Raw genomic sequence first — 21,097 nt, 5'->3', positions numbered from 1 at the left:
CCCCGGCGCTCACGCCCACTTCCTCACGGCGTAGCGCTGGAACACGCCGACGACGGCATCGGTGAGCTTGCCCAGCACGGCCAGCAGGACGATCGCCAGGAACACCCGGTCGATCCGGCCGTTGTTCTGGCTGTCGATGAGGCGGAAGCCGAGGCCCATCGAGGAGGCGATGAGCTCGGAGGCGACCAGGAACAGCCACGACTGGGCGAGCGCGAGGCGCAGCCCGGAGATCACGGAGGGGATCACCGCGGGCAGCTGCACCGCCGTGAAGAGCCGGACGCCCGAGAGGCCGAAAGCGCGGCCCGCCTCGACGAGGTGCCGGTCGACGTGGCCGAGCGCCGTGGCCACCGTGGTGAAGACCGGGAAGAACGCGCCGATCGTGATCAGCGTGATCTTCGACTCCTCGCCGATGCCCATCCAGAGCAGCAGCAGCGGGACCCAGGCCAGCGACGGGACCGCCCGGATCGCGCCGAGGGTCGGCCCGAGGACGACCTCCCAGACGCGGGAGAGCCCGAAGAGCGCGCCGACCACGAGCCCGAGCGCCGAGCCGAGCGCGAACCCGATGAGCACGCGCTGCGTCGAGATGGCGACGTCCTGGCCGAGGTCGCCGCGCTGGGCGAGGTCGACGCCGGCCGCCCAGACCATCGCGGGCGAGGGGAAGACCGCCACTGAGACCATCCCGGTCGTCGTCGCGATCTGCCAGGCGGCGAGCAGCAGCACGGGCAGGATCGCGCCTCCCGCGACCACGAACCACCGTCGCGTGGTGAGCGGGTGGGAGCGGTCCTCGCGGAGGCGGCGCTGGGAGGCCGCGACCGACGGGCCCGCCGTCACGAGTCCGGGCTCACCCGGCATCGGCGCGGACAGCGCGCTCCGCCGCAGCACATCGGCGTCGGTCGCGGTGTCGTCGTCGCGGATCGTCATCGTCGGTCTCCTCGGATCACGGGGTCGGGGGCGGAGGGCCGGACCCTCAGGCGCCGATGGCGCTCGGGTCGGCCGCCGAGGCGTAGGTGTCGTCGAGCAGCGAGTCGAGCGCGTCGTCGACCTGCTGCTGCGAGGCGACGTCGCCGTTCTCGACGAAGATCGGGCCGATCACGGCGAGCACGTCGGTCTGCGCGGAGCCGGGGACGTTGTCGACGTCGAGGTTGCTGCGCTCGGTGATGACCGTCGTCGCCACCGCCACGTCGAGGCCGGCGACGGAGGCGAGGATGCTCGCCGTCTCGTCCTGGTTCTCGAGCGCCCAGGCGCGGGCGTGCTCGTACGCGTTCACGACGGTCTGCGCGAGGTCCGGCTTCTCGGCGAGGAAGCTCTCGGTCGCGTTGAGCAGGCCGTAGGAGTTGAAGTCGACGTTGCGGTAGAGCAGGGTCGCCCCGGCCGCCTCGGCGCCGGCCATGATCGGGTCGAGGCCCGCCCAGGCGTCGACGGAGCCGTTCTGCAGCGCCGCCCAGCCGTCGGCGTGCTGCAGGTTCTGCACCGTCACGTCGCCGATGCCCAGCCCGGCGGCCTCGAGCGCCTGCACCAGGAAGAAGTAGGGGTCGGTGCCCTTGGTGGCCGCGATCTGCTTGCCCTTGAGCTGCTCGACCGACGTGATCGCCGAGCCGGCGGGGACGACGAGGGCCGACCACTCCGGCTGCGAGAAGATGTCGATCGTCCTGATCGGCGAGCCGTTCGAGCGGGCGAGCAGCGCGGCGGAGCCGGCGGTGGAGCCGACGTCGATCGCTCCGGCGCGCAGGGCCTCGTTGGCCTTGTTGGAGCCGGCCGACTGCACCCAGGCGACGGTGACCTGCTGCTCGGCGAGGGCGGCCTCGAGCCAGCCCTTCTCCTTGATGACCAGGCTCAGCGGGTTGTAGGTCGCGAAGTCGAGCGTGAGCGTGCCGCCCCGGGTTCCTCCGGAGGCGGCGTCGGCGGTCGCGGCCGCCGCTCCTCCTCCGCCCTCGCCCTGCACGCAGCCCGCGAGGAGCGGGACGGCGGCGGCGGTGAGCAGACCGGCGAGAGCGGTGCGGCGGGTGAGCGGGGAGCTGGTGAACGACATGGGGGCCTCGGCTTCGGGGATGCGGTGACAGCGAGTGTGGACGCTGCAGGGGAGGGGCGTGCGGGGAGGTGCTCGTGCGGTGGAGAGCGGGAGGAGGAGGCGGCTGGGGAGGGAGGTCGTGCCGCCCGGACCGTGCCGCCCGGGTGGAGGGACGCGGGTCGATCCGCCCGGGGTCAGTGCCGCTCGATGCCCAGCCCCGCGAGGAGCTCGGCCCGGTGCTCGGCGAGCTCCGCCGAGCCGCGGTCGCGGGGCCGCGCGCCGGGGACGGTGACGATCCGCTGGATGCGCGAGACGCCTCCGGGCTCGTCGCGCCCGAGGAGCACGATGCGGTCGGCCAGCTGCAGGGCCTCGTCGACGTCGTGGGTGACGAGCAGGATCGTCGCCGGAGCCGCCGCGTGCACGTCGAGCAGCAGGTCCTGCATCCGCAGGCGGGTCAGCGCATCGAGCGCCCCGAAGGGCTCGTCCAGGAGGAGCACGCCGGGGTTCCGGGCGAGGGCGCGGGCGAGGGAGGCGCGCTGGGCCATGCCTCCGGACACCTCGCGGGGCCGCGAGCGGGCGTGCGCGGTGAGGCCGACCAGCGAGAGCAGCTCGTCGACGGCGGCGCGGGCGGCCGGGCGCGGGGTGCCGCGCGGCAGGCCGAGCGCGACGTTGTCGGCGATGCTCCGCCAGGGCAGCAGCCGCGGCTCCTGGAACGCCACCGCGCAGCGCGGGTCGATGCCGGAGACGGGGGCGCCGTCGATGAGGACGGACCCCTCGGAGGCGGTGTCCAGGCCCGCCGCGATGCGCAGCAGCGTCGACTTGCCGCAGCCGCTCGGGCCGAGGATCGCGATGACCTCGCCCGCGGCGGCCTCGAGCGTCACGTCCGTCAGTACGGGGGACCCGGGCGCGAAGGTGCGGCCGACCCCCTCGAAGCGCACGGGGAACGCCGACTGGCCGAGCTCGGCGTCGAAGGCCAGGCTCGTGCGGGCGGCGGGGGTGGCGGGCATGTCTCTCCGGGCAGCGGGACGGGCGGGCGGATCGTCCGATCGTACGGAGAGGCTCCCGGCGGCACAGCGGGGACCGACACGGGGAGTAACACAGGGGGTGGGACGCGGAAGGCCTCCCCGGTCCGCGGACGGGGGAGGCCTTCCGCCGGAGGGCTACGCCTGGACGAGCACGAGCTCCTCGAGGGGCAGGCGGGTGCGCGGCGCGGTCTCGCGCTCGCGGAGGGTCTCGTTCGCCAGCGCGTCGGCGTCGGCCGCGACTCCCACCGCGGCGATCGTCACCGGGTCGAAGCGCTCGTCGACGCCGAACGCGGCGCGGACGGCGTCCTTGTCGAAGCCGGCCATCTGGTGCACGTGCAGGCCCTCGTGGTGCGCCTGGACGCTGAGGTGGGCGATCGACTGGCCGAGGTCGTAGACGGCCCAGGGGCGCGGCTTCCCCTCGGAGTCGACGGTCTCGGCGAGCGCGACGACGAGGACGGCGGCGGAGCCGGCCCAGGCGCCGTTGAAGCCGGCGAGCGTCGCGACGATGCGGTCGAACTCGTCGGTTCCGCGGCGGGCGACGATGAAGCGCCACGGCTGCGAGTTGCTGGCGGACGGGGACCAGCGCGCGGCCTCGAGGAGGGACGCGAGGGTCTCGTCGGAGACGGTCGCGGTCGCGTCGTAGGAGCGGGGGCTCCAGCGCTCCGCGAGGACGTCGAGGATCGGGGCGCTGGTGCTGGCGGTGCGGGAGGCGGTGGCGGACATCGCGGGGCTTCTTCCGTGCGGGGGACTGGGGGAGGGGCTCCGTCGCCCGTGGAGCCCAACCGTCCCCGCCCCGCGGGCATTCCCGCGCGTGCACGGCAGGCGCCCGCGCGCGCGTTCGCCCACGGAGGAGCGGGCCGCCTCCGAGCCCCGGAACGGTACGGTGGGAGACGGCGTGGTCACCCCGCGCACCACCATCCACGACTCTGGAGGATCATCCATGGCCCAGCACTTCGACGTCGTCGTCCTGGGGGCAGGCCCCGGCGGATACGTGGCCGCGATCCGCGCCGCCCAGCTCGGCAAGTCCGTCGCCGTCGTCGAGAAGCAGTACTGGGGCGGTGTCTGTCTCAACGTCGGCTGCATCCCGTCCAAGGCGCTGCTGCGCAACGCGGAGCTCGCCCACCTCTTCCACACCCAGGCGAAGCAGTTCGGCATCTCGGGCGACGTCTCGTTCGACTTCGGCGCGGCGTTCGACCGCAGCCGCTCGGTCGCGGACGGCCGCACCAAGGGCGTCCACTTCCTGATGAAGAAGAACAAGATCGCCGAGTTCGACGGCGTCGGCTCCTTCACCGGCCCGCAGGGCCTCGACGTGCAGCTGAGCAAGGGCGGCACGGAGTCGCTGACCTTCGACGACGCGATCATCGCGACCGGCGCGAGCGTCCGTCTCCTCCCCGGCGTCGAGCTCTCCGAGAACGTCGTCACCTACGAGACCCAGATCATGACCCGCGAGCTCCCCGACACGATGGCCATCGTGGGCGCGGGCGCGATCGGCATGGAGTTCGCGTACGTCCTCAAGAACTACGGCGTCGACGTGACGATCATCGAGTTCATGGACCGCGCCCTCCCCAACGAGGACCCGGACGTCTCCAAGGAGATCCAGAAGCAGTACAAGAAGCTCGGCGTCGAGATCCTGACCTCGACCAAGGTCGAGTCGGTCGTCGACAAGGACGGCTACGTCACGGTCACCTACACCGCGAAGGACGGCACGCAGTCGACCCTCGAGGTCGACAAGGTGCTCATGTCGATCGGCTGGGTCCCCCGCACCGAGGGCTTCGGCCTCGAGAAGACGGGCGTCGAGCTCACCGAGCGCGGCGCGATCGCGATCGACGACCACATGCGCACCAACGTGCCGCACATCTACGCCATCGGCGACGTCACCGCGAAGCTGCAGCTCGCGCACGTCGCGGAGGCGCAGGGCGTCGTCGCCGCCGAGACCCTCGCCGGTGCCGAGACCCAGACCCTGGGCGACTACCGGATGATGCCGCGCGCGACGTTCTGCCAGCCGCAGATCGCCTCCTTCGGCCTCACCGAGAAGCAGGCGACGGACGAGGGACACGAGATCACCGTCTCGACCTTCCCCTTCATGGCGAACGGCAAGGCCCACGGCCTCGGCGAGCCCACCGGCTTCGTGAAGCTCATCGCGAGCAAGAAGTACGGCGAGCTCCTCGGCGCCCACATGATCGGCCCGGATGTCTCGGAGCTGCTCCCCGAGCTCACGCTCGCCCAGAAGTGGGACCTCACGGCGACCGAGCTGGCCCGCAACGTGCACACCCACCCGACGCTGTCGGAGGCGCTGCAGGAGGGCTTCCACGGCCTCAAGGGGCACATGATCAACATGTAGGGCTCGTCCCTCCACGGCCTCCGGCCCGCAGGATCCCGCTCGGCTCGTCCGCGGCGGATCCTGCGGGCCGGAGCCGTTTCCGGGGGCGTCCACAGGGCTCCGGCGCCGCTCCCGCTACCGTGGCCCGATGGATCCGCGCCTGCTCGACCGCCTCGCCGCCGACGCCTGGCCCGCGCTCGTGCGGCGCCCCCTCGGCGCGTGGGAGCTGCGCGCCTCCGCAGGAGTCACCAAGCGCGCGAACTCGGTGCTCGCGTCCGGCGACGTCGTCGACCAGGAGGCGGCGCTCGACGCGGCGGAGGCGTTCGCCCGCGAGCACGGGATCGCGCCCCTCGTGCAGATCGGGCCGCCGAGCCCCGCCGGTCTGACCGGGCTGCTCGCCGAGCGGGGCGCCGCGCCGATCGACCGGACGCTCGTGCTGACGGGTTCGGTGCAGGAGGCGCTCGCCGCCCTGTCCACGACGTCGGGGTCCGCGCCGTCGAGGCCAGTGCCGCCGAGGCCCGCGCCGCAGCCTCGCGTCCGCCTCGCCCCGGCTCCCGACGAGGACTGGCTCGCCCTCTGGTGGTCGGTGGACGGTCGCGGTGGCGCGGAGGAGCGTGCGGTCGCCGAGCGCATCCTCGCGGGCTGCCCCTCCTCCTACGCTCTCGCCGTCGACGGGGACGGCCCGGCCGCGACCGGCCGCCTCGCGCTCGTCACGGCGCCGGACGGCGAGCTCTGGGGCGGCCTCTTCGCCCTGGCGACCCGCCCGGACGCCCGGCGCCGCGGGCTCGCCTCCGCCGTGATCCGCGCCCTCCTCGAGGACGCGTCCGGCCGGGGCGTCGCGCGCTTCTGGCTCCAGGTGCTCGCCGAGAACGCCGGCGCCCGCCGCCTCTACGCGTCCCTCGGCTGCCGCGAGTCGTCCTGGTACGAGTACTGGCGCTGACCCGCTCGCGGAGGAGGAGCGGGGCGCCCGGGTCAGGCGTTCGCGAGCACGGCGCGGGCGACGGCCTCGGCCTTCGCCGCGTCGCCGGTGACGGTCACGCGCCACCACACGTCGTCGGCCAGCGCGTCGATCTCGCAGACGCCCGCCGCGCAGCCGGTGAGGGCCTTCTCGCCGAAGCCGTCGAGCGGCTCGAGCGGGATCGCCAGGCCCGAGGTCAGCGAGAGGTTCCGCCAGCCGTCGTCGCCGTTCGGGAGCGCGTCGACCGTCACGCCCGAGTAGGCGGCGCTGGAGGCGTCGCTCCAGCTGCAGGAGGCGTACCCGGCCCGGGCGGCGGCAGCGGCCGACGCGGTGGTCGGCGTCCCGGTCCCCGTCCCCGCGGTCGCCTGCGCGAGACCGGCGGCACCGGACAGCTGCTCGGCCGTCAGGACCTCGGTGCAGACGGGCGCCGTCGCGGTGACCGGCTCGTCGAGGCTGCCGAGCGCGGCGGAGGCGGTGCCGGTCGCCAGCGCGGCGAGGTCGACGGCCGCGGGGGCGCCTCGCAGCTGCAGCGTCACCCAGGTGGCGCCGGCGAGCAGATCCAGGTCGCAGCTGCCGTCGGTGCAGGAGCCGTAGGCCTCGACGCCGGTCTCGAGGCGCGGGCCCGGACGGCCGGCGAACGCCTCGGCGGCGTCGTCGACCGCGGCCGCGGTGATCGAGGCGTCCTCGTCGTACCAGGCGCAGCGGAGCACTCCGCCGTTCTCCTCCGCGGCCTCGCGGATCAGCTCGCCCGAGGAGCGCGTCGTCACCTCGCGGCTGCCCTCGAGAGCGCTGCGGGAGACCCCCAGCGCCGAGGCCGCCCGCGTGGCGGGGAGGAGGGAGTCGCAGCCCAGGCGGGTCGAGGCCGTGGCCGTGGGCGAGGGCGTCGGAGTCGCGGAGGGAGTCGGAGCGGCGGTCTCCGACGCCGACGGGGTGGCCGCGACGTCCGAGCGCTCGGCCGACGTGCAACCCGTCAGCGCGACGAGAACGGCGAGCGCGGCGCCGACCGTCGCCAGGCGCGGGAGGCGGGCCCTCACGCGGCCAGCTCGCGCTCGATCGCGGCCGTGAACGCGTCGATGTCGTCCTCCGTCGTGTCGAAGGAGCAGACCCAGCGGACCTCGCCGGTCGCCGGGTTCCAGTCGTAGAAGCGGTAGGCGGTGCGGAGCCGGTCCGCGACTCCGGGCGGCAGCGTCGCGAACACCGCGTTGGCCTGGGTCTGCTGCGTGAACTCGAGCCCGGTGATCCGTCCGGCGGCGATCGCCTCCTCGAGCCCCGAGCGCAGGCGCGCCGCCATGGCGTTCGCGTGCCGGGCCGAGCGGAGCCACAGGGGCTCCTCCTCGCCGCCGTCGCCGAGCAGGGCGAGCAGCTGCGCCGAGATGAAGCGCATCTTGGAGGACAGCTGCATGTTGGTCTTGCGGAGGAAGGTCAGCCCGGTCGAGGCCGCCGGGTCGAGCACGACGATCGCCTCGCCGAGCAGGATGCCGTTCTTGGTGCCGCCGAACGAGAGCACGTCGACGCCCGCGTCGGTCGTGAAGGAGCGCAGGGGCAGGCCGAGGGCGGCCGCGGCGTTCGCGATGCGCGCCCCGTCCATGTGCAGCCGCATGCCGAGGCCGTGCGCGTGGTCGGCGAGCGCGCGCACCTCCTCGGGGGTGTAGACGGTGCCGAGCTCGGAGGACTGGGTGATCGAAACCACGAGCGGCTGGGCGCGGTGCTCGTCGCCGAAGCCCCACGCCTCCTGGTCGACCAGCGCCGGGGTCAGCTTGCCGTCGGGCGTGGGGACCGTGAGGATCTTGATCCCGCCGACCTTCTCGGGCGCTCCGCCCTCGTCGGAGGTGATGTGCGCGGTGCCCGCCGAGACGACGGCGCCCCACCGGGGCAGCATCGACTGCAGGCCGGTGACGTTGGCGCCCGTGCCGTTGAAGACGGGGAAGGCCTGGGCCTGCTCGCCGAACTCGCGGCGGAACGCCTCCTGCAGGCGCTCGGTGTAGACGTCCTCGCCGTAGGCGATCTGGTGCGCTCCGTTGGCCGCGGCGATCGCGGCGAGGACCTCGTCGTGCACTCCGGAGTAGTTGTCGGAGGCGAAGCCGCGGACGTCGGGATCGTGCAGAGCGCTCATCCCTCCATCTTCGCAGCCCGCCGCCCGGAGGAGCCCCGGAGGCGCCCTCCGAGACACCCCTCCTGCCTCCCGCATGTTTCGGGCAGGTGAACGGACGACGACCCGAAAGCCGATCTCCGTCAAGAAGTTGGTATCGGCTGGGAGGCAGGCCACTCTTGACGTATGCGCATGGACACGACGGGAGCTGTCCGCGACATGCCCGCCCCTCCCGGGGTGGACGAGATCGCGGCTCGCTTCGGCGATCCCGTCCTCGCGTTCGCGCCCCAGCCGAGGCTGGAGGAGTTCGCCGCAGCGCAGACGATGGCGCTCGGACGCTTCGTCGAGATCTCGCTCTCGTACTCGTTCTACAAGAACCCGCGCAACCGCGCCGACCCCGTCAACCACGTCCCGCTGACCCCCGAGCAGAAGCGCGCGATCGAGCGCGCCGAGAACGACCACCTGCCGCCGTGGATGGTCGACCAGGTGACGCGGATGCGGTACCCGGTGCTCTGGGAGGCGGTCCGCACCTCCGTGCCGATCCCCGCCGAGCGCAGCCGTCCCCTGGAGTCCCGCCTCGCGGCTCACATGGGCGACGTGCTCCGCAACACCTTCCCGGGCCGCGTGCGCAGCCGCCGCGGCGGGATGCCGGTGGTCGCCGCCGCCCTCCGCGACGAGGACGTCGTGCGGGGCGTTCCGGTGATCGTGGACGGGGAGGCGCTGCGCGGCTACCGCGTGGACACCGATCCGGACGTGGTCGCGATCGGCGCCCGCGTCGACGGCCGCTACATGACGGTCGTGCTCGACCGGAAGATCGTGCCGGAGATCCGGATGGAGTTCGTCCGCCGCACCCCGCCGCGCCCGGCCTCGAGCCAGCCCCGGCGCTGACCGCCCCGGCGTCGAGCACCTCCGACCCGTCCACCACGGTGCCCACCGCTCAGGGGCGCCCCGGCACCGCGATCCCGTGCTCGTAGGCGAACACGACCGCCTGGAGCCGGTCGCGCACGCCGAGCTTCATGAGGATCTTCGAGACGTGCGTCTTCACGGTCGCCTCGCCCACGAACAGCTCGGCCGCGATCTCGGCGTTCGACCAGCCCCGCGCCAGGTGCACGAGCACCTCGCGCTCGCGGTCCGTCAGGTCGGCCACTCCGGAGTGGTCGGCGGCGGCCGGCGTGCGCTCGGGCACGGACGCGAACCGCTCGATCACGCGCCGGGTGACGTCGGGGGCGAGCATCGCGTCGCCGCGGGCGACCACCTGCACGGCCTCGACCAGCTCCTCCGGCGACGCGTTCTTGAGCAGGAACCCGCTGGCGCCGGCCGAGAGCGCCTCGAAGAGGTAGTCGTCGCGGTCGAAGGTGGTGAGGATGAGCACCCGCGAGCACAGGCGCGGGTCGGCCACGATCTCGCGGGTCGCGGCCAGGCCGTCGAGGCCGGGCATCTGCACGTCCATGCAGATCACGTCGGGGCGCAGCTCGGAGGCGCGTTGCAGGGCCTCGAGCCCGGTGCGGGCCTCGCCGACCACCTCGATCCCCGGCTCCGACTCGAGGATGATGCGGAAGCCCACGCGGACGAGCTCCTGGTCGTCGACGAGCAGCACGCGCACGTGCTCGGTCATGGGCGGCCCCCGCTCGCTCGCTCCTGACGCCCCCGCGACGTCTCCGACGACGGTACCGGGTCGTCGGCGTCCGGCACGCTCGCCCGGACGGGGGACAGCGGCACCCGGGCGTGCACGAGGTACCCTCCGCCCCTCGGCCCCATCTCGATCCAGCCGCCGACCGCGGCCGCGCGCTCGCTCATGCCGGTGTGCCCCAGTCCGCAGGAGGCGGGAGCGCTCGGGTGCGGGCCGGACCCGCCGTCGTCGGCGATCTCGAGCTCGACCGCGTCGGGGGCGTAGCGGAGGCGCACCTCGGCGTGCGCGCCGCGCCCCGCGTGCTTGCGGACGTTCGTGAGCGACTCCTGCGCGATGCGGTAGAGGCTGAGCCCCACCGTCGCGGGGATCTCGCGGGGCGTGCCGAGGGTGAGGAAGACGGTGGGCAGGCCCGACCCGCTGGACGCCGCGACCAGCTCCTCGAGCTGGGCCACGCCGCGGGTGGACGCGGCGTCGGTGAGCGGATTCGGGACCGCGTCCTCGGCGCGCAGCGCGACCAGGATGCGGTGCAGCTCCTCGATCGCCGAGCGCGCGTCGCCCTCGATGGCGCTGAGCGAGGCCGCCGCCCGCTCCGGATCCCGCGCCAGCACCCGCCGCGCCGCTCCCGCCTGCACGCCCATCACGCTGACGTGGTGCGCGACCACGTCGTGCAGCTCGCGCGCGATCCGCAGCCGCTCGGAGGACACGGCCTGCCGCGAGGAGCGCTCCCGCTCGTCGTCGAGCTCGGCCGTGCGCGTCTCGAGCGCCTCCAGCCGGCGGGCCGACTGCCACGACGCCTCGCCGAAGACGTAGGCGCTGCCGAAGTAGAGCAGGTTCGAGACGACCGCGAGGGCCGACTCCGCCGCGTAGGGCGAGAGCAGGCCGGGGGAGTCGTCGACCGGCACGGAGCTGCCGAAGTACTCGCCCGTGGCGAGGGTGGTGAGCAGCCAGCCCAGCATCCCCACCGCGATCGCCACCCGGACGACGAGCGCCGTGCGCCGGTTCCGGCCCCACGCGCCGACCGTGTAGAGCGCGAGGAACAGGCAGATCTGGCCGAAGAGCGACTCCGGCACCTGGAGCACGATCCCGAGCGCGTAGACGACGGAGAGCCCGGCCGCCACGCTCGCGGGGAACCGGCGGCGCAGCGCGAGGGGCAGGGTCATCAGGACGGCCCAGTGGGCGCTGACGACGGGGTGCGCCGCGTCCGGGAATCCCGCCGAGGAGTACAGCGCGACGGAGACGACCGTCGCCACCAGCAGGATCCCCGCGGTGACCGCGTCGCGCACGTATCCGGCCCGGCTCGGCGCTCGCCGGATCCAGCCCGCGTCGAGCGGGTCCGCGGCTCCGTCACCTGAGGGCATGCGCCCCACGCTAACCGACGCCGGTCGGACGGGGCCCCGGGAGGCGGAGGAGCGCACCCCGCCGCCTCCCGGGCGCGACGTCAGTCCCGGCCGGTGATGCCCCGGGTCGAGGCGATGACGTCGCCCATCTTCTTCCCGAGGGCCTCGTAGAACATCGACAGCGGGAACTCGTCGTCCAGCACCGCGTCGGTGAGGCCGCGCGGGGCGCCGAGCAGCACCTCGTCCGGGAGCCCGCGGGCCCAGGCGGAGGCGGGGTGCGGAGTGAGAGTGGCCGCGATCAGCTCGTGCGCGGAAAGCCAGTGCGCCGTCTTCGGCCGGTCGATCGAGCGCCAGTAGAGCTCGTCGATCGCGTCCGAGAGGGCGACGACCACGTCGGCGACGCCGTCCCACTCGAACGCCAGCCGGGTGTCGGTCCAGTGCAGGACGCCGTGCTGGTGCAGCCAGGCGAAGAGCAGCTGGCCGCCGAGGCCGTCGTAGTTGCGCACCCGCGACCCGGTGAGCGGGAAGCGGAAGAGCCGGTCGAACAGGATCGCGTACTGCACGAAGCGCGAGCGCTCGGCCAGCGCCTCCTCCTCGTCCTCGCGGCGGTCGAGCGCGCCGAGGCGGCGCTCGATGGCGACGGCCTCGCGGAAGGCGGTGAGATCGCACCGCAGCTCCTCCAGCGAGTAGAGGAAGAAGGGCATCCGCTGCTTGATCATGAACGGGTCGAACGGCAGGTCGCCGCGCATGTGGGTGCGGTCGTGGATGAGGTCCCACATCACGAAGGACTCCTCCGCCAGGCGCTGGTCGGCCAGCAGGCGCTGCGCGTCCTCCGGGAGCTCGAGACGGGTGATCCGGGCCGCCTCCGTGACGACGCGGCGGAACCGGGCCGCCTCGCGGTCGGCGAAGATCGCACCCCAGGTGAAGGACGGGACGGAGCGCATCGCGACCGTCTCGGGGAACAGCACGGCGCTGTCGGTGTCGTAGCCGGCGGTGAAGTCGACGAAGCGCACGGGCACGAAGAGGGCGTTGGAGTAGTCGCCCGCCTCCAGCTCGGCGACGAACCGCGGCCAGACGACCTCGACGAGGACGGCCTCGACGTGGCGGTCGCGGCTGCCGTTCTGGGTGTACATGGGGAAGACGACGAGGTGGCGGCGGCCGTCGACGCGCTCGAGCTGCGGCTGGAACGCGGTGAGCGAGTCGAGGAAGTCGGGCAGGCCGAGTCCGCCGGCGCTCCAGCGCTCGAGGTCGACGACCAGCGCGTCGAGGTACGCGGCGTCGTGCGGGAACGCGGGGGCGAGGGTGCGGACGCCGGCGACGATCCGCTCGACGAGGGTGCGCGCCTCCTCGAGCCGCTCGGGCTCGGCGAGCGAGCCGTCCTGGGACTGGAGCGGCTGCAGCGCGGCGGCGGCCGCCTTCAGGTCGAGCCAGGCGGCGGACTCCTCCACGCGGTCCTCGACGACCTCGGGTTCTCCGACGACGGTGCTCTGCACGGCTTGCGACATGGTGATCCTCCTCACGCTGGTGATACGGGGCTGCAGGAGCGGAACGCGCTCCGACTCCGAGCGTATGGGCTCGTGCGCGCGCTTTTCTTGCGTCTCGGCGGACTGAAGCGGCGATCTCGCAGGGGTGGGCGCACGTCTCCGCCGCCCCTCGGAGGCCCCGCAATCAGCGGTTGCCCAGGTGTTGTGCAGGTGCCACCCCCCGTCCGGGGCTAGATTCCTCACCGCTTCCGTTTCCCTCCCCTGATCGGGTCGAAGATGGGGCGACACCGTGTCCGCATCCCGAGTGCGGAGACATCCGATCGGACAGGCGCGCCGAACACCCTGGCGGCGCGCTCGATCGGCGAGCCATCCTGAGAGAGAGGATCGGAGCGCGTGACGGGACCCGAACCCGGAAGCGACCAGAGAACAGCCAGCATCGACCACCACCCCGAGAACCTCCGCCTGCTCCCCTGGCCGCAGGCGGACGCGTCCGTCCTGCGCGACACCCTCGCGCACGCGGGCGGCGGACTCGAGAGCGAGAGCGAGATCCTCGTGCGCCACGACCGCTACCTGCGCGGTTGGGCGGACGGTGACGCGTTCTTCTACGTGGTCGAGCTGGACGGACTCTCCGTCGGCTCCATCGGCTATTGGTACGGCTGCTCGCGCGGCGTCGTCGCCTACGAGGCGGCGTGGAGCATCGCTCCGCACGCCCGCGGCATCACCGCGGACTCCGTGCGGATGCTGCTCGAGGAGGCGGCTGCGTTCCCCGTGCCCCGCTTCGTGCACGCCTTCGTGGCGGAGAGCGACCTGGACGCCGGCGCGACCTGCGTCGAGGCCGGCTTCGACCGGATCGACCTCGTCGAGCAGGGCGAGCCGCCGGAGCTCTACGTGGACTGGGCGTTCGACCTGGCTGCCGTGGCCTGATCAGATCCCGTGGCGCTCCAGCCACGGCCGCAGCACCGCGAGGAACTCCTCCGGGTGCTCGAGGCCGGGCAGGTGCGCCGCGTCCTCGAGCACGTGCAGCTCGGCACCGCCCACCTCGGCGGCGAGGTGCTCGCACACCGGCAGCGACTCCGACAGGTCGTGCGCGCCCGCCACGACGAGGGTCGGCACGGCGATCTCCCCGAGCCGCTCGCCCGCCGGCCCGGAGGGCTCGATCGGGCGGGGGGCCTCCTCCTCGTGGCCGACGCCGGTGAGCGCGAGCTCCCGGACCCGCGCGAGGAACTCCGGAGCGACGTCGTCCGCGGAGCGGTCGGGACCCACGGCCCAGAGCTCCGCCTCGACGATCGCCGCCGCCTCCCGCTCGCCCGCGAGCTCCAGCGCCTCGACCTCCCCGAAGCGCCGCTCCTCCTCCGCCGTCAGCGCGGGGTAGTCGAAGCCCGCCAGGCCCGGCGCGATCACGACCAGGCCGGTCACCCGCTCCGGATGCTCGAGCGCCAGGTCGAGCGCGAGCGTTCCGCCCCGCGAGCAGCCGATGACCACCGCGCGCTCGACGCCGAGGTGGTCGAGCACGTCCAGGGCGTCCCGGCGCGGGTCGTACTCCACGTCCTCCGTGCTCGTTCCGCCCGCGCCGCGGACGTCGTAGCGGACCACCAGCCGGTCGCGGGAGAGGTCGGGGACGAGCGGGTCCCACATCCGCAGGTCGGCGATGCCCGCGTGCACGAGCAGCAGGGCGGGCGCGGAGGCGTGGCCGTCCGCCTCCCAGTGGAGGCTCGCGCCGGGGACCTCGAGATGCGGCATGCCGCACACCGTAGGTGCGTCGCGCCGGCGCTGCAACGCCCCGGCCACTGCCTAGGGTGGAGGCGCGACAGCGGACGGGCCGCGGCGGGGAGGCGGCGGCGTGGAGGGCGTGCTCACCGGCTTCTCGATCATCGGGGTCGTCATCGCGGTCGGCTACCTGATCGCGCGGTTCCGGATCGTCCCGCCCGAGAGCCGGCTGATCCTGTCGCGGATCGCCTTCTTCGTCACGACGCCGGCGCTGCTGTTCACCGTGCTGTCGCGGGCCGACGTCTCCGTCCTCTTCTCCTCGTTCCTGCTCGTCTCGCTCCTGACGGTGCTGACCGTCGCCCTGCTCTACGTGCTGGCCTCGCGGCTGCTCTTCCCCCGCCCGCTGCCGGAGACGGTGATCGGGACCGCGGCCTCCTCCTACGTCAACGCCAACAACATCGGACTGCCGGTCGCCATCTACGTGCTGGGCGATCCGCAGTGGGTGGCCCCGACGCTCCTCCTGCAGCTGATCGTCCTCGCGCCGACGATCCTGACGCTGCTCGACGTCTCGACGAGCGGGCGGACCTCGGTCGGCGCGATCCTCACGCAGCCGCTGCGGAACCCGATGATCATCGCCTCCGCCCTCGGCCTCGTGGTCGCCCTCACCGGCGTGGAGCTTCCCGCGCCCGTGCTGCAGCCGTTCTCGATCATCGGCAACGCGTCGATCCCGCTGGTGCTGATCGCCTTCGGGATGTCGCTGCGCGGGCAGCGGCCGCTGGAGGCGGGGCCGGCGCGGGTCGAGGTGGTCGTCGCCTCCGTGCTCAAGTCGCTGGTGATGCCGGCGGTCGCGCTGCTGCTGGGGCGCTTCGCGTTCCACCTCGACTCCGAGCACCTCTTCGTGGTGACGGTGACCGCCGCGCTGCCGACCGCGCAGAACATCTTCACCTTCGCCTCGCGCTACGACCGGGGCGTCGCCGTCGCCCGCGACACGGCCCTCGTGACCACGGTCGCCGCGGTGCCCGTGCTCATCGGGGTGTCCCTCCTGCTGGGCTGAGCGGAGCAGCATCCCCGCCTCCCGCTCGGTCCCGGCGGAGGCGCCGGACGGCCCGCGCATCCACGTCGCGTGTCCCTCGTCCTGGGACGGGGCCGGTGGCGCGGGCCCGGTCGCACTCCGCCGACCGTCGCTTAGGCTCTCTCGAATGAGCACCACCACGTCCGCCGACCGCTCCGCCCGCGGCAGGCCGCGCCGCCGTCGCGGCCTCTGGATCACGCTGATCGTCCTCCTGGTCCTGCTGATCGGCGCCGTCGTCGCGGTGCTCCTCGGCGTGCGCACCTACGACAAGGCGATGACCGTCCGCGACAAGCTGACCGAGGCGATCCCGCTGGTGTCGCAGGTGACGGACAGGCTGACGACGTTCGACACCTCCGGTGCGGAGGAGACCGCGGGCCGGATCGCGACCCTCACCGGCGAGGCGCGCGACGAGACCGAGGACCCGGTGTGGCGGGTGATGGAGGTGGTGCCCGTCCTCGGGCCGAACCTGTCCGCGGTCCGCGCCGCGACCGAGATCGCCGACGACGTCTCCGGCCGGATCGTCACGCCGCTCTCCACGACCTCGCTCGACATCCTCAAGCCCGTCGACGGCAGGGTCGACCTCGCGGCGATCACCGAGCTGTCGCAGAAGATCACCGTCGCCAAGGAGGTCGTCGACGCGGCGCAGACCCGCGTCGAGGGCATCGACCGCGGCCCGCTGGTGCCGCAGGTCGCCTCCGCGCTCGACTCCTTCACTCCGCAGCTGGCCACCGCGACCGCGGCGATGGACCAGGTCGAGCCGCTCACCGCGATCCTCCCCGACTCCCTCGGAGCGTCCGGTCCGCGCCACTATCTGGTGATGTTCCAGAACCTGGCGGAGTCGCAGGCTCTGGGCGGCGGCGCGTCGTCGGTGATGCAGCTCGACGTCGACGGCGGCGCGATCTCGATCGGCCGTCAGCTGGGCAGCGGCGACTTCCGCGGTCTGGCTCCCGTCACCGTCGACCAGAGCGCGCTCGACACCATCGGCGAGAACATGGCGACGACCTTCAACGTCTCGACCAGCCGCCCCGACTTCCCGACGGCCGCCTCGATCGCCTCCCAGTTCTGGGCGCAGAAGTTCCCCGAGCAGAGGATCGACGGCGTCCTCGCGATCGACCCCGTCGCCCTCTCCTACCTCCTCGGCTCGACCGGGCCGGTGACCCTCACCGACGGCACGGTCCTCACGAGCGAGAACACCGTCTCGACCCTGCTCAACGAGGTCTACTTCCGCTACCCGGAGTCGGTCGTGGCCGAGCGCACCGACGAGTTCTTCTCGGAGGCGAGCGCGACGGTCCTGGGGAAGATCCTCGGCGGGGAGATGGAGCCCACGAAGATGCTCCCGGCGATCGTGAAGGCGGTCGACGAGAGCCGCATCCTCGCCTACAGCTCCGACGCCGACGAGCAGGCGCTCCTCGCGCCCACGCCGATCGCGGGGGTCCTGCCGCAGACGACGACCGACGGCACGACCACCGGAGTGTTCTTCCAGGACGCCTCGGGCGGCTCGAAGATGGACTACTACCTGAGCACGGCGGTCACGCAGTCGAGCGCGGGCCGGTGCGCCGCCTCCGGCGCGGTCTTCACCACCTCCGTCACCGTGACCAACACGATCTCGAAGGCGGTCGCTCGGACGCTGCCCGGCTACGTCGCCGCGGCCGGCGGGCGCGGTGCGTACCCTCTGGGCGACTTCGTCACCAACATCTACGTCTACGGCCCTCCCGGGACCACGGTGTCGAGTGCGGCCTGGGCCGACGGCACGGGCTACGGACCCGAGAGCCTCGACGACCTCGGCCGTCCCGTCTCGAAGGTCGCCGTGCAGCTCTCGCCCGGCCAGTCCGAGACGTTCGACGTGCAGTTCAGCGCCGGCGACGCCTCCGGCTTCGGCGACCAGACCGTGCGGGTGACCCCGATGATCAACCCCACCGCGGTGACGCTGAACGACGAGCCCGCCTGCGGCTGACCTCGCCGGCGGTCGGCGCCCCGGGTCGTGCTGGACCAGCGCCGAGCACGCCGACCGTTGACGCGCCTCCGGGTCCGTGCTGGACCAGCGCCGACCGCTCCGACCGCTGACGCGCCCCCCGGGTCGGTGCTAGACCAGCGCCGAACCCGGGATCGAGCTCGTCACGAGTGAGGAGGCGAGGAACGCGGTGGCGATGCAGAGCACGAATCCGATGACCGGCACGAGGAACGCGCGGCGGCCCACGAGGTAGCGCACGACCGTCACGGCCACGGCGATCAGCGTCAGCGCGGGCGGCCCGATCAGCGCGATCGAGACGCCCCAGTCGATCCGGTCGAAGTCGCAGGCGAAGTTCTGGCCCTCGCACTGCGCGGGGAAGACCGAGAGGATCGCGGCGAGGTAGCCGAGCACGATCGTGAGCAGGCCGAGGGCGAGGCAGCCGAGGATCGAGAGCACGAGGTCCCAGCGGCGCCGGCGCGGCTTCCCGGCGGCGATGATCTCGCCCACCGAGCGGTAGGCGTCGGACCGGAACTCGTCGTGCGCGGCTCGGGGGCGGGCGGTCGCAGGGCGGGCGGTCGCAGGGCGTGCCGTCGCGGGTCGGGCGGCGGGGCGGGAGGCGCCGGCCGAGGCGGCCTGGGCCCGCGCGCGCTTCTTCTTCGACGAGGCCATGCTCAGAAGATCATCGGGCGGTCGTCGTCGAGGGTCGTCTCCAGGTCGAGGTCGACCACCACCGGGACGTGGTCGCTCGGGGCGTCGCCCTTGCGCTCGTCGCGGTGGATCGAGGCGCCGGTGACGAGCTCGCCGAACGCGGGGGAGCCGAGCACGAAGTCGATCCGCAGCCCCTCGTTGCGCGGGAAGCGGAGCTGCTTGTAGTCCCAGTAGGTGTAGCCCTCGGGCACGAGCGGGCGGACGACGTCGCGCAGGCCCGCGTCCTCGAAGGCGGCGAAGGCGGCGCGCTCGGGGATCGAGACGTGCGTGGATCCGGGGCCGAGGCTCGGGTCGCCCACGTCGCTGTCGAGCGGCGCGACGTTCCAGTCGCCGACCAGGGCGAGCGGCAGGTCGGGCTCGGCGGCCAGCCACTCGCGGGTGCTCGCCTCGAGGGCCGCGAGCCACTCGAGCTTGTAGAGGTAGTGCGGGTCGTCGACCGCGCGGCCGTTCGGGACGTAGAGGCTCCAGACGCGCACGCCGTCGACCGTGGCGCCGATCGCGCGGGCCTCGAGCGGGTAGGAGCCGTCGGCCGCCGCCTCCTTCGCGAAACCGGGCATGCCCGGGAAGCCGATCTGCACGTCCTCCATCGGCAGGCGCGAGGCGATGCCGACGCCGTTCCACTGGCTGAGCCCGACCATCTCGACGTGGTAGCCGGCGTCGGCGAAGGCCTCGTGCGGGAACTGCTCGGGCTTGCACTTGAGCTCCTGCATGGCGAGGACGTCCACGTCCTCGCGCACGAGCCAGTCGACGACGCGGCCGGTGCGGGCCCGGATGGAGTTCACGTTCCAGGTGGCGATGCGCATCCTGGAAGTGTAGGAGCCGCCGCCGACACGTCTCCTGCGCGTCCTCCGCGCGTCCCGGCGGCCGCGGGCCGGGGAGTCATCCCCTCGGCGGATTGCGGAACCGGTGTCGGTGGTCGATGGTTGTCTAGCGCCGTCCCGACCGGCCGTTCGTCGTGCCGTCCGGACGCCGCCGCCGCCCGCGCCGTGCGGGCCCGACGGGCTCCCCGGCGCTCCGCGCTCCCCAGCCCGGTCCCCTCCCCTCCCGCTCCTGCTCCGCCCCTCCGGAGGACCCATGATCCTGCTCCGCCTCGCCTCCGCCTACGCGAAGCCCTACGCGCGCTGGGTGGCCGCCGTCGTCGTGCTGCAGCTCGTCGCGACGCTCGCCACGCTCTACCTGCCGAGCCTCAACGCCGAGATCATCGACCAGGGCATCGGCCGCGGCGACACCGACTTCATCTGGGGCACCGGCATGACCATGCTCGGGGTCTGCGTCGTGCAGGTCGCCGCGGCGATCGGAGCCGTCTACTTCGGCGCCCGCACCGCCATGTCCGTCGGCCGCGACCTGCGCCGCGACGTCTACCGCCGCGTCGACTCGCTCAGCGGGCTCGAGGTCGGCGGCTTCGGCACGGCCACCCTGATCACCCGCGGCACGAACGACGTGCAGCAGGTGCAGATGCTCGTGCTGATGACCCTCAACTTCATGGTCTCCGCGCCGATCATGTGCGTCGGCGGCATCGTCTTCGCCCTGCGCGAGGACGCCGGCCTCTCCTGGCTGGTCTGGGTGTCGGTGCCGCTGCTGTTCGTCGTGGTCGGCTTCCTGGTGTTCCTGCTGCTGCCGCTGTTCCGCCTCATGCAGGACCGGATCGACGGGATCAACAGCGTGCTGCGCGAGCAGATCACGGGCATCCGCGTGGTGCGCGCCTTCGTGCGCGAGCCGTTCGAGTCCGAGCGGTACCGCAAGGCCAACGCGGCGATCACCGAGGTGTCGATCAAGGTCGGCAACATCTTCGTGCTGATGTTCCCCGCGATCATGATGATCCTGCACCTGGCCACCGCGGCCGTGCTGTGGTTCGGCGGGCAGCGGGTCGACGCCGGTCAGATGCAGGTGGGCTCGCTCACCGCGTTCCTGCAGTACCTCCTCCAGATCCTCACCGCCGTGATGATGGGCGTCTTCATGGTGATGATGATCCCGCGCGCGGTCGTCTGCGCCGAGCGGATCCAGCAGGTGCTCGACGCCCGCACCAGCCTCACCACGCCCCAGGGCGGAGTCCCGCCGCCCGCGCGCGGCCGCGTCGAGTTCTCCGGGGTCGTCTTCGGCTACCCGGGGGCCGAGCGCCCCGTGCTCTCGGGCATCGACATCGTCGCGGAGCCGGGCCGCACCACGGCCGTCGTCGGCTCCACCGGCGCCGGCAAGACCACCCTGCTCGGCCTCGTGCCGCGCCTGTTCGACCCACAGGAGGGCACCGTCACGATCGACGGCGTGCCCGTCTCCTCCCTCGACCGGGCGCAGCTCGCCGAGGTGATCGGGCTCGTGCCCCAGCGCCCCTACCTCTTCTCGGGGACGATCGCCTCGAACCTGCGCTTCGGCCGCCCCGACGCGACGGACGCCGAGCTGTGGGAGGCGCTGCGCATCGCCCAGGGCGAGGACTTCGTGCGGAGCAAGGAGCACGGGCTCGACGAGCCGGTCTCGCAGGGCGGCACCAACGTCTCCGGCGGGCAGCGCCAGCGGCTCTGCATCGCGCGGGCCCTCGTCGCGAAGCCGCGGGTCTACCTGTTCGACGACTCGTTCTCGGCGCTCGACGTCGCGACCGATGCGCGGCTGCGGGAGTCGCTGGCCGACGCCACCACCGACGCGACCGTGATCATCGTGGCCCAGCGGGTGTCGACCATCCGCCACGCCGACCAGATCGTCGTGCTCGACGCGGGCCGCGTCGTCGGCCGCGGCACGCACGACGAGCTCCTCGAGACGAACGCGACCTACCGCGAGATCGTCGAATCCCAGCTGAGCGTCGAAGGAGTGTCCTGA

General features: G+C 73.2%; 19 protein-coding genes. 7 read left to right on the top strand and 12 right to left on the bottom strand.

Features of this window, described 5'->3' with window-relative positions; translation table 11 throughout:
- Positions 1-9: 9 nt before the first annotated feature.
- The 4 genes from C5D36_RS07780 to C5D36_RS07765 form a co-directional block, all read right to left on the bottom strand.
- Positions 10-921, bottom strand: coding sequence for an ABC transporter permease (locus C5D36_RS07780; RefSeq protein WP_258062887.1), 912 nt, complete (start codon positions 919-921; stop codon positions 10-12).
- Between the two features lie 46 nt (positions 922-967).
- A complete protein-coding gene (locus tag C5D36_RS07775; RefSeq protein WP_104266599.1) occupies positions 968-2,029 on the bottom strand; it encodes an aliphatic sulfonate ABC transporter substrate-binding protein in 1,062 nt (353 codons plus the stop codon).
- Between the two features lie 173 nt (positions 2,030-2,202).
- Complete coding sequence (locus C5D36_RS07770) at positions 2,203-3,015, bottom strand: ABC transporter ATP-binding protein (RefSeq protein ID WP_104222820.1); 813 nt, start codon at positions 3,013-3,015, stop codon at positions 2,203-2,205.
- Positions 3,016-3,168: 153 nt separating this feature from the next.
- Positions 3,169-3,756 carry a nitroreductase family protein gene (locus C5D36_RS07765; protein WP_104239204.1) on the bottom strand — a complete coding sequence of 196 codons (588 nt, stop codon included), beginning with the start codon at positions 3,754-3,756 and terminating at the stop codon, positions 3,169-3,171.
- Between the two features lie 217 nt (positions 3,757-3,973).
- Between C5D36_RS07765 and lpdA the strand changes: the two genes are divergently transcribed.
- Entirely contained in the window at positions 3,974-5,374 is a 1,401-nt protein-coding gene (gene lpdA / locus C5D36_RS07760) for a dihydrolipoyl dehydrogenase (RefSeq protein WP_104222818.1), read from the top strand.
- Positions 5,375-5,501: 127 nt separating this feature from the next.
- Positions 5,502-6,293: a GNAT family N-acetyltransferase gene (locus C5D36_RS07755; RefSeq protein ID WP_104295569.1), complete on the top strand. Its 792-nt coding sequence runs from the start codon at positions 5,502-5,504 to the stop codon at positions 6,291-6,293.
- Positions 6,294-6,325: 32 nt separating this feature from the next.
- Here the strand turns inward: C5D36_RS07755 and C5D36_RS16800 are convergent, their stop codons facing one another.
- Positions 6,326-7,345, bottom strand: a complete 1,020-nt coding sequence (locus tag C5D36_RS16800; protein WP_181072813.1) for a hypothetical protein — start codon at positions 7,343-7,345, stop codon at positions 6,326-6,328.
- Complete coding sequence (locus tag C5D36_RS07745) at positions 7,342-8,424, bottom strand: low specificity L-threonine aldolase (protein ID WP_104256598.1); 1,083 nt, start codon at positions 8,422-8,424, stop codon at positions 7,342-7,344. The genes C5D36_RS16800 and C5D36_RS07745 overlap by 4 nt, the downstream gene beginning before the upstream one ends.
- Before the next feature lie 168 nt (positions 8,425-8,592).
- On the opposite strand from C5D36_RS07745, the gene C5D36_RS07740 reads away from it, so the two are divergent.
- Positions 8,593-9,288: a hypothetical protein gene (locus C5D36_RS07740; RefSeq protein ID WP_104239200.1), complete on the top strand. Its 696-nt coding sequence runs from the start codon at positions 8,593-8,595 to the stop codon at positions 9,286-9,288.
- A gap of 49 nt (positions 9,289-9,337) precedes the next feature.
- Here C5D36_RS07740 and C5D36_RS07735 read toward each other — a convergent pair whose 3' ends face one another.
- The 3 genes from C5D36_RS07735 to C5D36_RS07725 all read right to left on the bottom strand — a co-directional run bounded on the left by C5D36_RS07735 (position 9,338) and on the right by C5D36_RS07725 (position 12,872).
- On the bottom strand, positions 9,338-10,015 hold the full coding sequence (locus C5D36_RS07735) for a response regulator transcription factor (protein WP_104295568.1): 678 nt from the start codon (positions 10,013-10,015) through the stop codon (positions 9,338-9,340).
- Complete coding sequence (locus tag C5D36_RS07730) at positions 10,012-11,388, bottom strand: sensor histidine kinase (protein WP_104234378.1); 1,377 nt, start codon at positions 11,386-11,388, stop codon at positions 10,012-10,014. Before C5D36_RS07730 ends, C5D36_RS07735 begins: the two co-directional genes overlap by 4 nt.
- A gap of 80 nt (positions 11,389-11,468) precedes the next feature.
- Positions 11,469-12,872, bottom strand: a complete 1,404-nt coding sequence (locus C5D36_RS07725) for a DUF6421 family protein (RefSeq protein ID WP_104295567.1) — start codon at positions 12,870-12,872, stop codon at positions 11,469-11,471.
- Positions 12,873-13,244: 372 nt separating this feature from the next.
- On the opposite strand from C5D36_RS07725, the gene C5D36_RS07720 reads away from it, so the two are divergent.
- Positions 13,245-13,775 carry a hypothetical protein gene (locus C5D36_RS07720; RefSeq protein WP_104260956.1) on the top strand — a complete coding sequence of 177 codons (531 nt, stop codon included), beginning with the start codon at positions 13,245-13,247 and terminating at the stop codon, positions 13,773-13,775.
- Here the strand turns inward: C5D36_RS07720 and C5D36_RS07715 are convergent, their stop codons facing one another.
- Positions 13,776-14,591, bottom strand: a complete 816-nt coding sequence (locus C5D36_RS07715) for an alpha/beta fold hydrolase (RefSeq protein WP_104295566.1) — start codon at positions 14,589-14,591, stop codon at positions 13,776-13,778.
- A gap of 100 nt (positions 14,592-14,691) precedes the next feature.
- On the opposite strand from C5D36_RS07715, the gene C5D36_RS07710 reads away from it, so the two are divergent.
- Positions 14,692-15,612 (top strand): AEC family transporter, encoded by a 921-nt coding sequence (locus C5D36_RS07710; protein WP_104222809.1) that lies wholly within the window; start codon positions 14,692-14,694, stop codon positions 15,610-15,612.
- 145 nt (positions 15,613-15,757) lie between these two features.
- Positions 15,758-17,584: a DUF4012 domain-containing protein gene (locus C5D36_RS07705; RefSeq protein WP_104295565.1), complete on the top strand. Its 1,827-nt coding sequence runs from the start codon at positions 15,758-15,760 to the stop codon at positions 17,582-17,584.
- A gap of 129 nt (positions 17,585-17,713) precedes the next feature.
- On the opposite strand, the gene C5D36_RS07700 is transcribed toward C5D36_RS07705, so the two are convergent.
- On the bottom strand, positions 17,714-18,250 hold the full coding sequence (locus C5D36_RS07700; protein ID WP_104295564.1) for a hypothetical protein: 537 nt from the start codon (positions 18,248-18,250) through the stop codon (positions 17,714-17,716).
- 2 nt (positions 18,251-18,252) lie between these two features.
- A complete protein-coding gene (locus C5D36_RS07695) occupies positions 18,253-19,092 on the bottom strand; it encodes an exodeoxyribonuclease III (protein ID WP_104295563.1) in 840 nt (279 codons plus the stop codon).
- 271 nt (positions 19,093-19,363) lie between these two features.
- On the opposite strand from C5D36_RS07695, the gene C5D36_RS07690 reads away from it, so the two are divergent.
- Positions 19,364-21,097, top strand: a complete 1,734-nt coding sequence (locus C5D36_RS07690) for an ABC transporter ATP-binding protein (protein WP_104295562.1) — start codon at positions 19,364-19,366, stop codon at positions 21,095-21,097.

Origin of the sequence: Rathayibacter sp. AY1C6, from assembly GCF_002931535.1 — a bacterium.
In the GTDB taxonomy this organism is placed as follows: domain Bacteria; phylum Actinomycetota; class Actinomycetes; order Actinomycetales; family Microbacteriaceae; genus Rathayibacter.
Note: the sequence above shows the minus strand (reverse complement) of the source record. Positions and strands in the feature narration are given on the sequence as shown.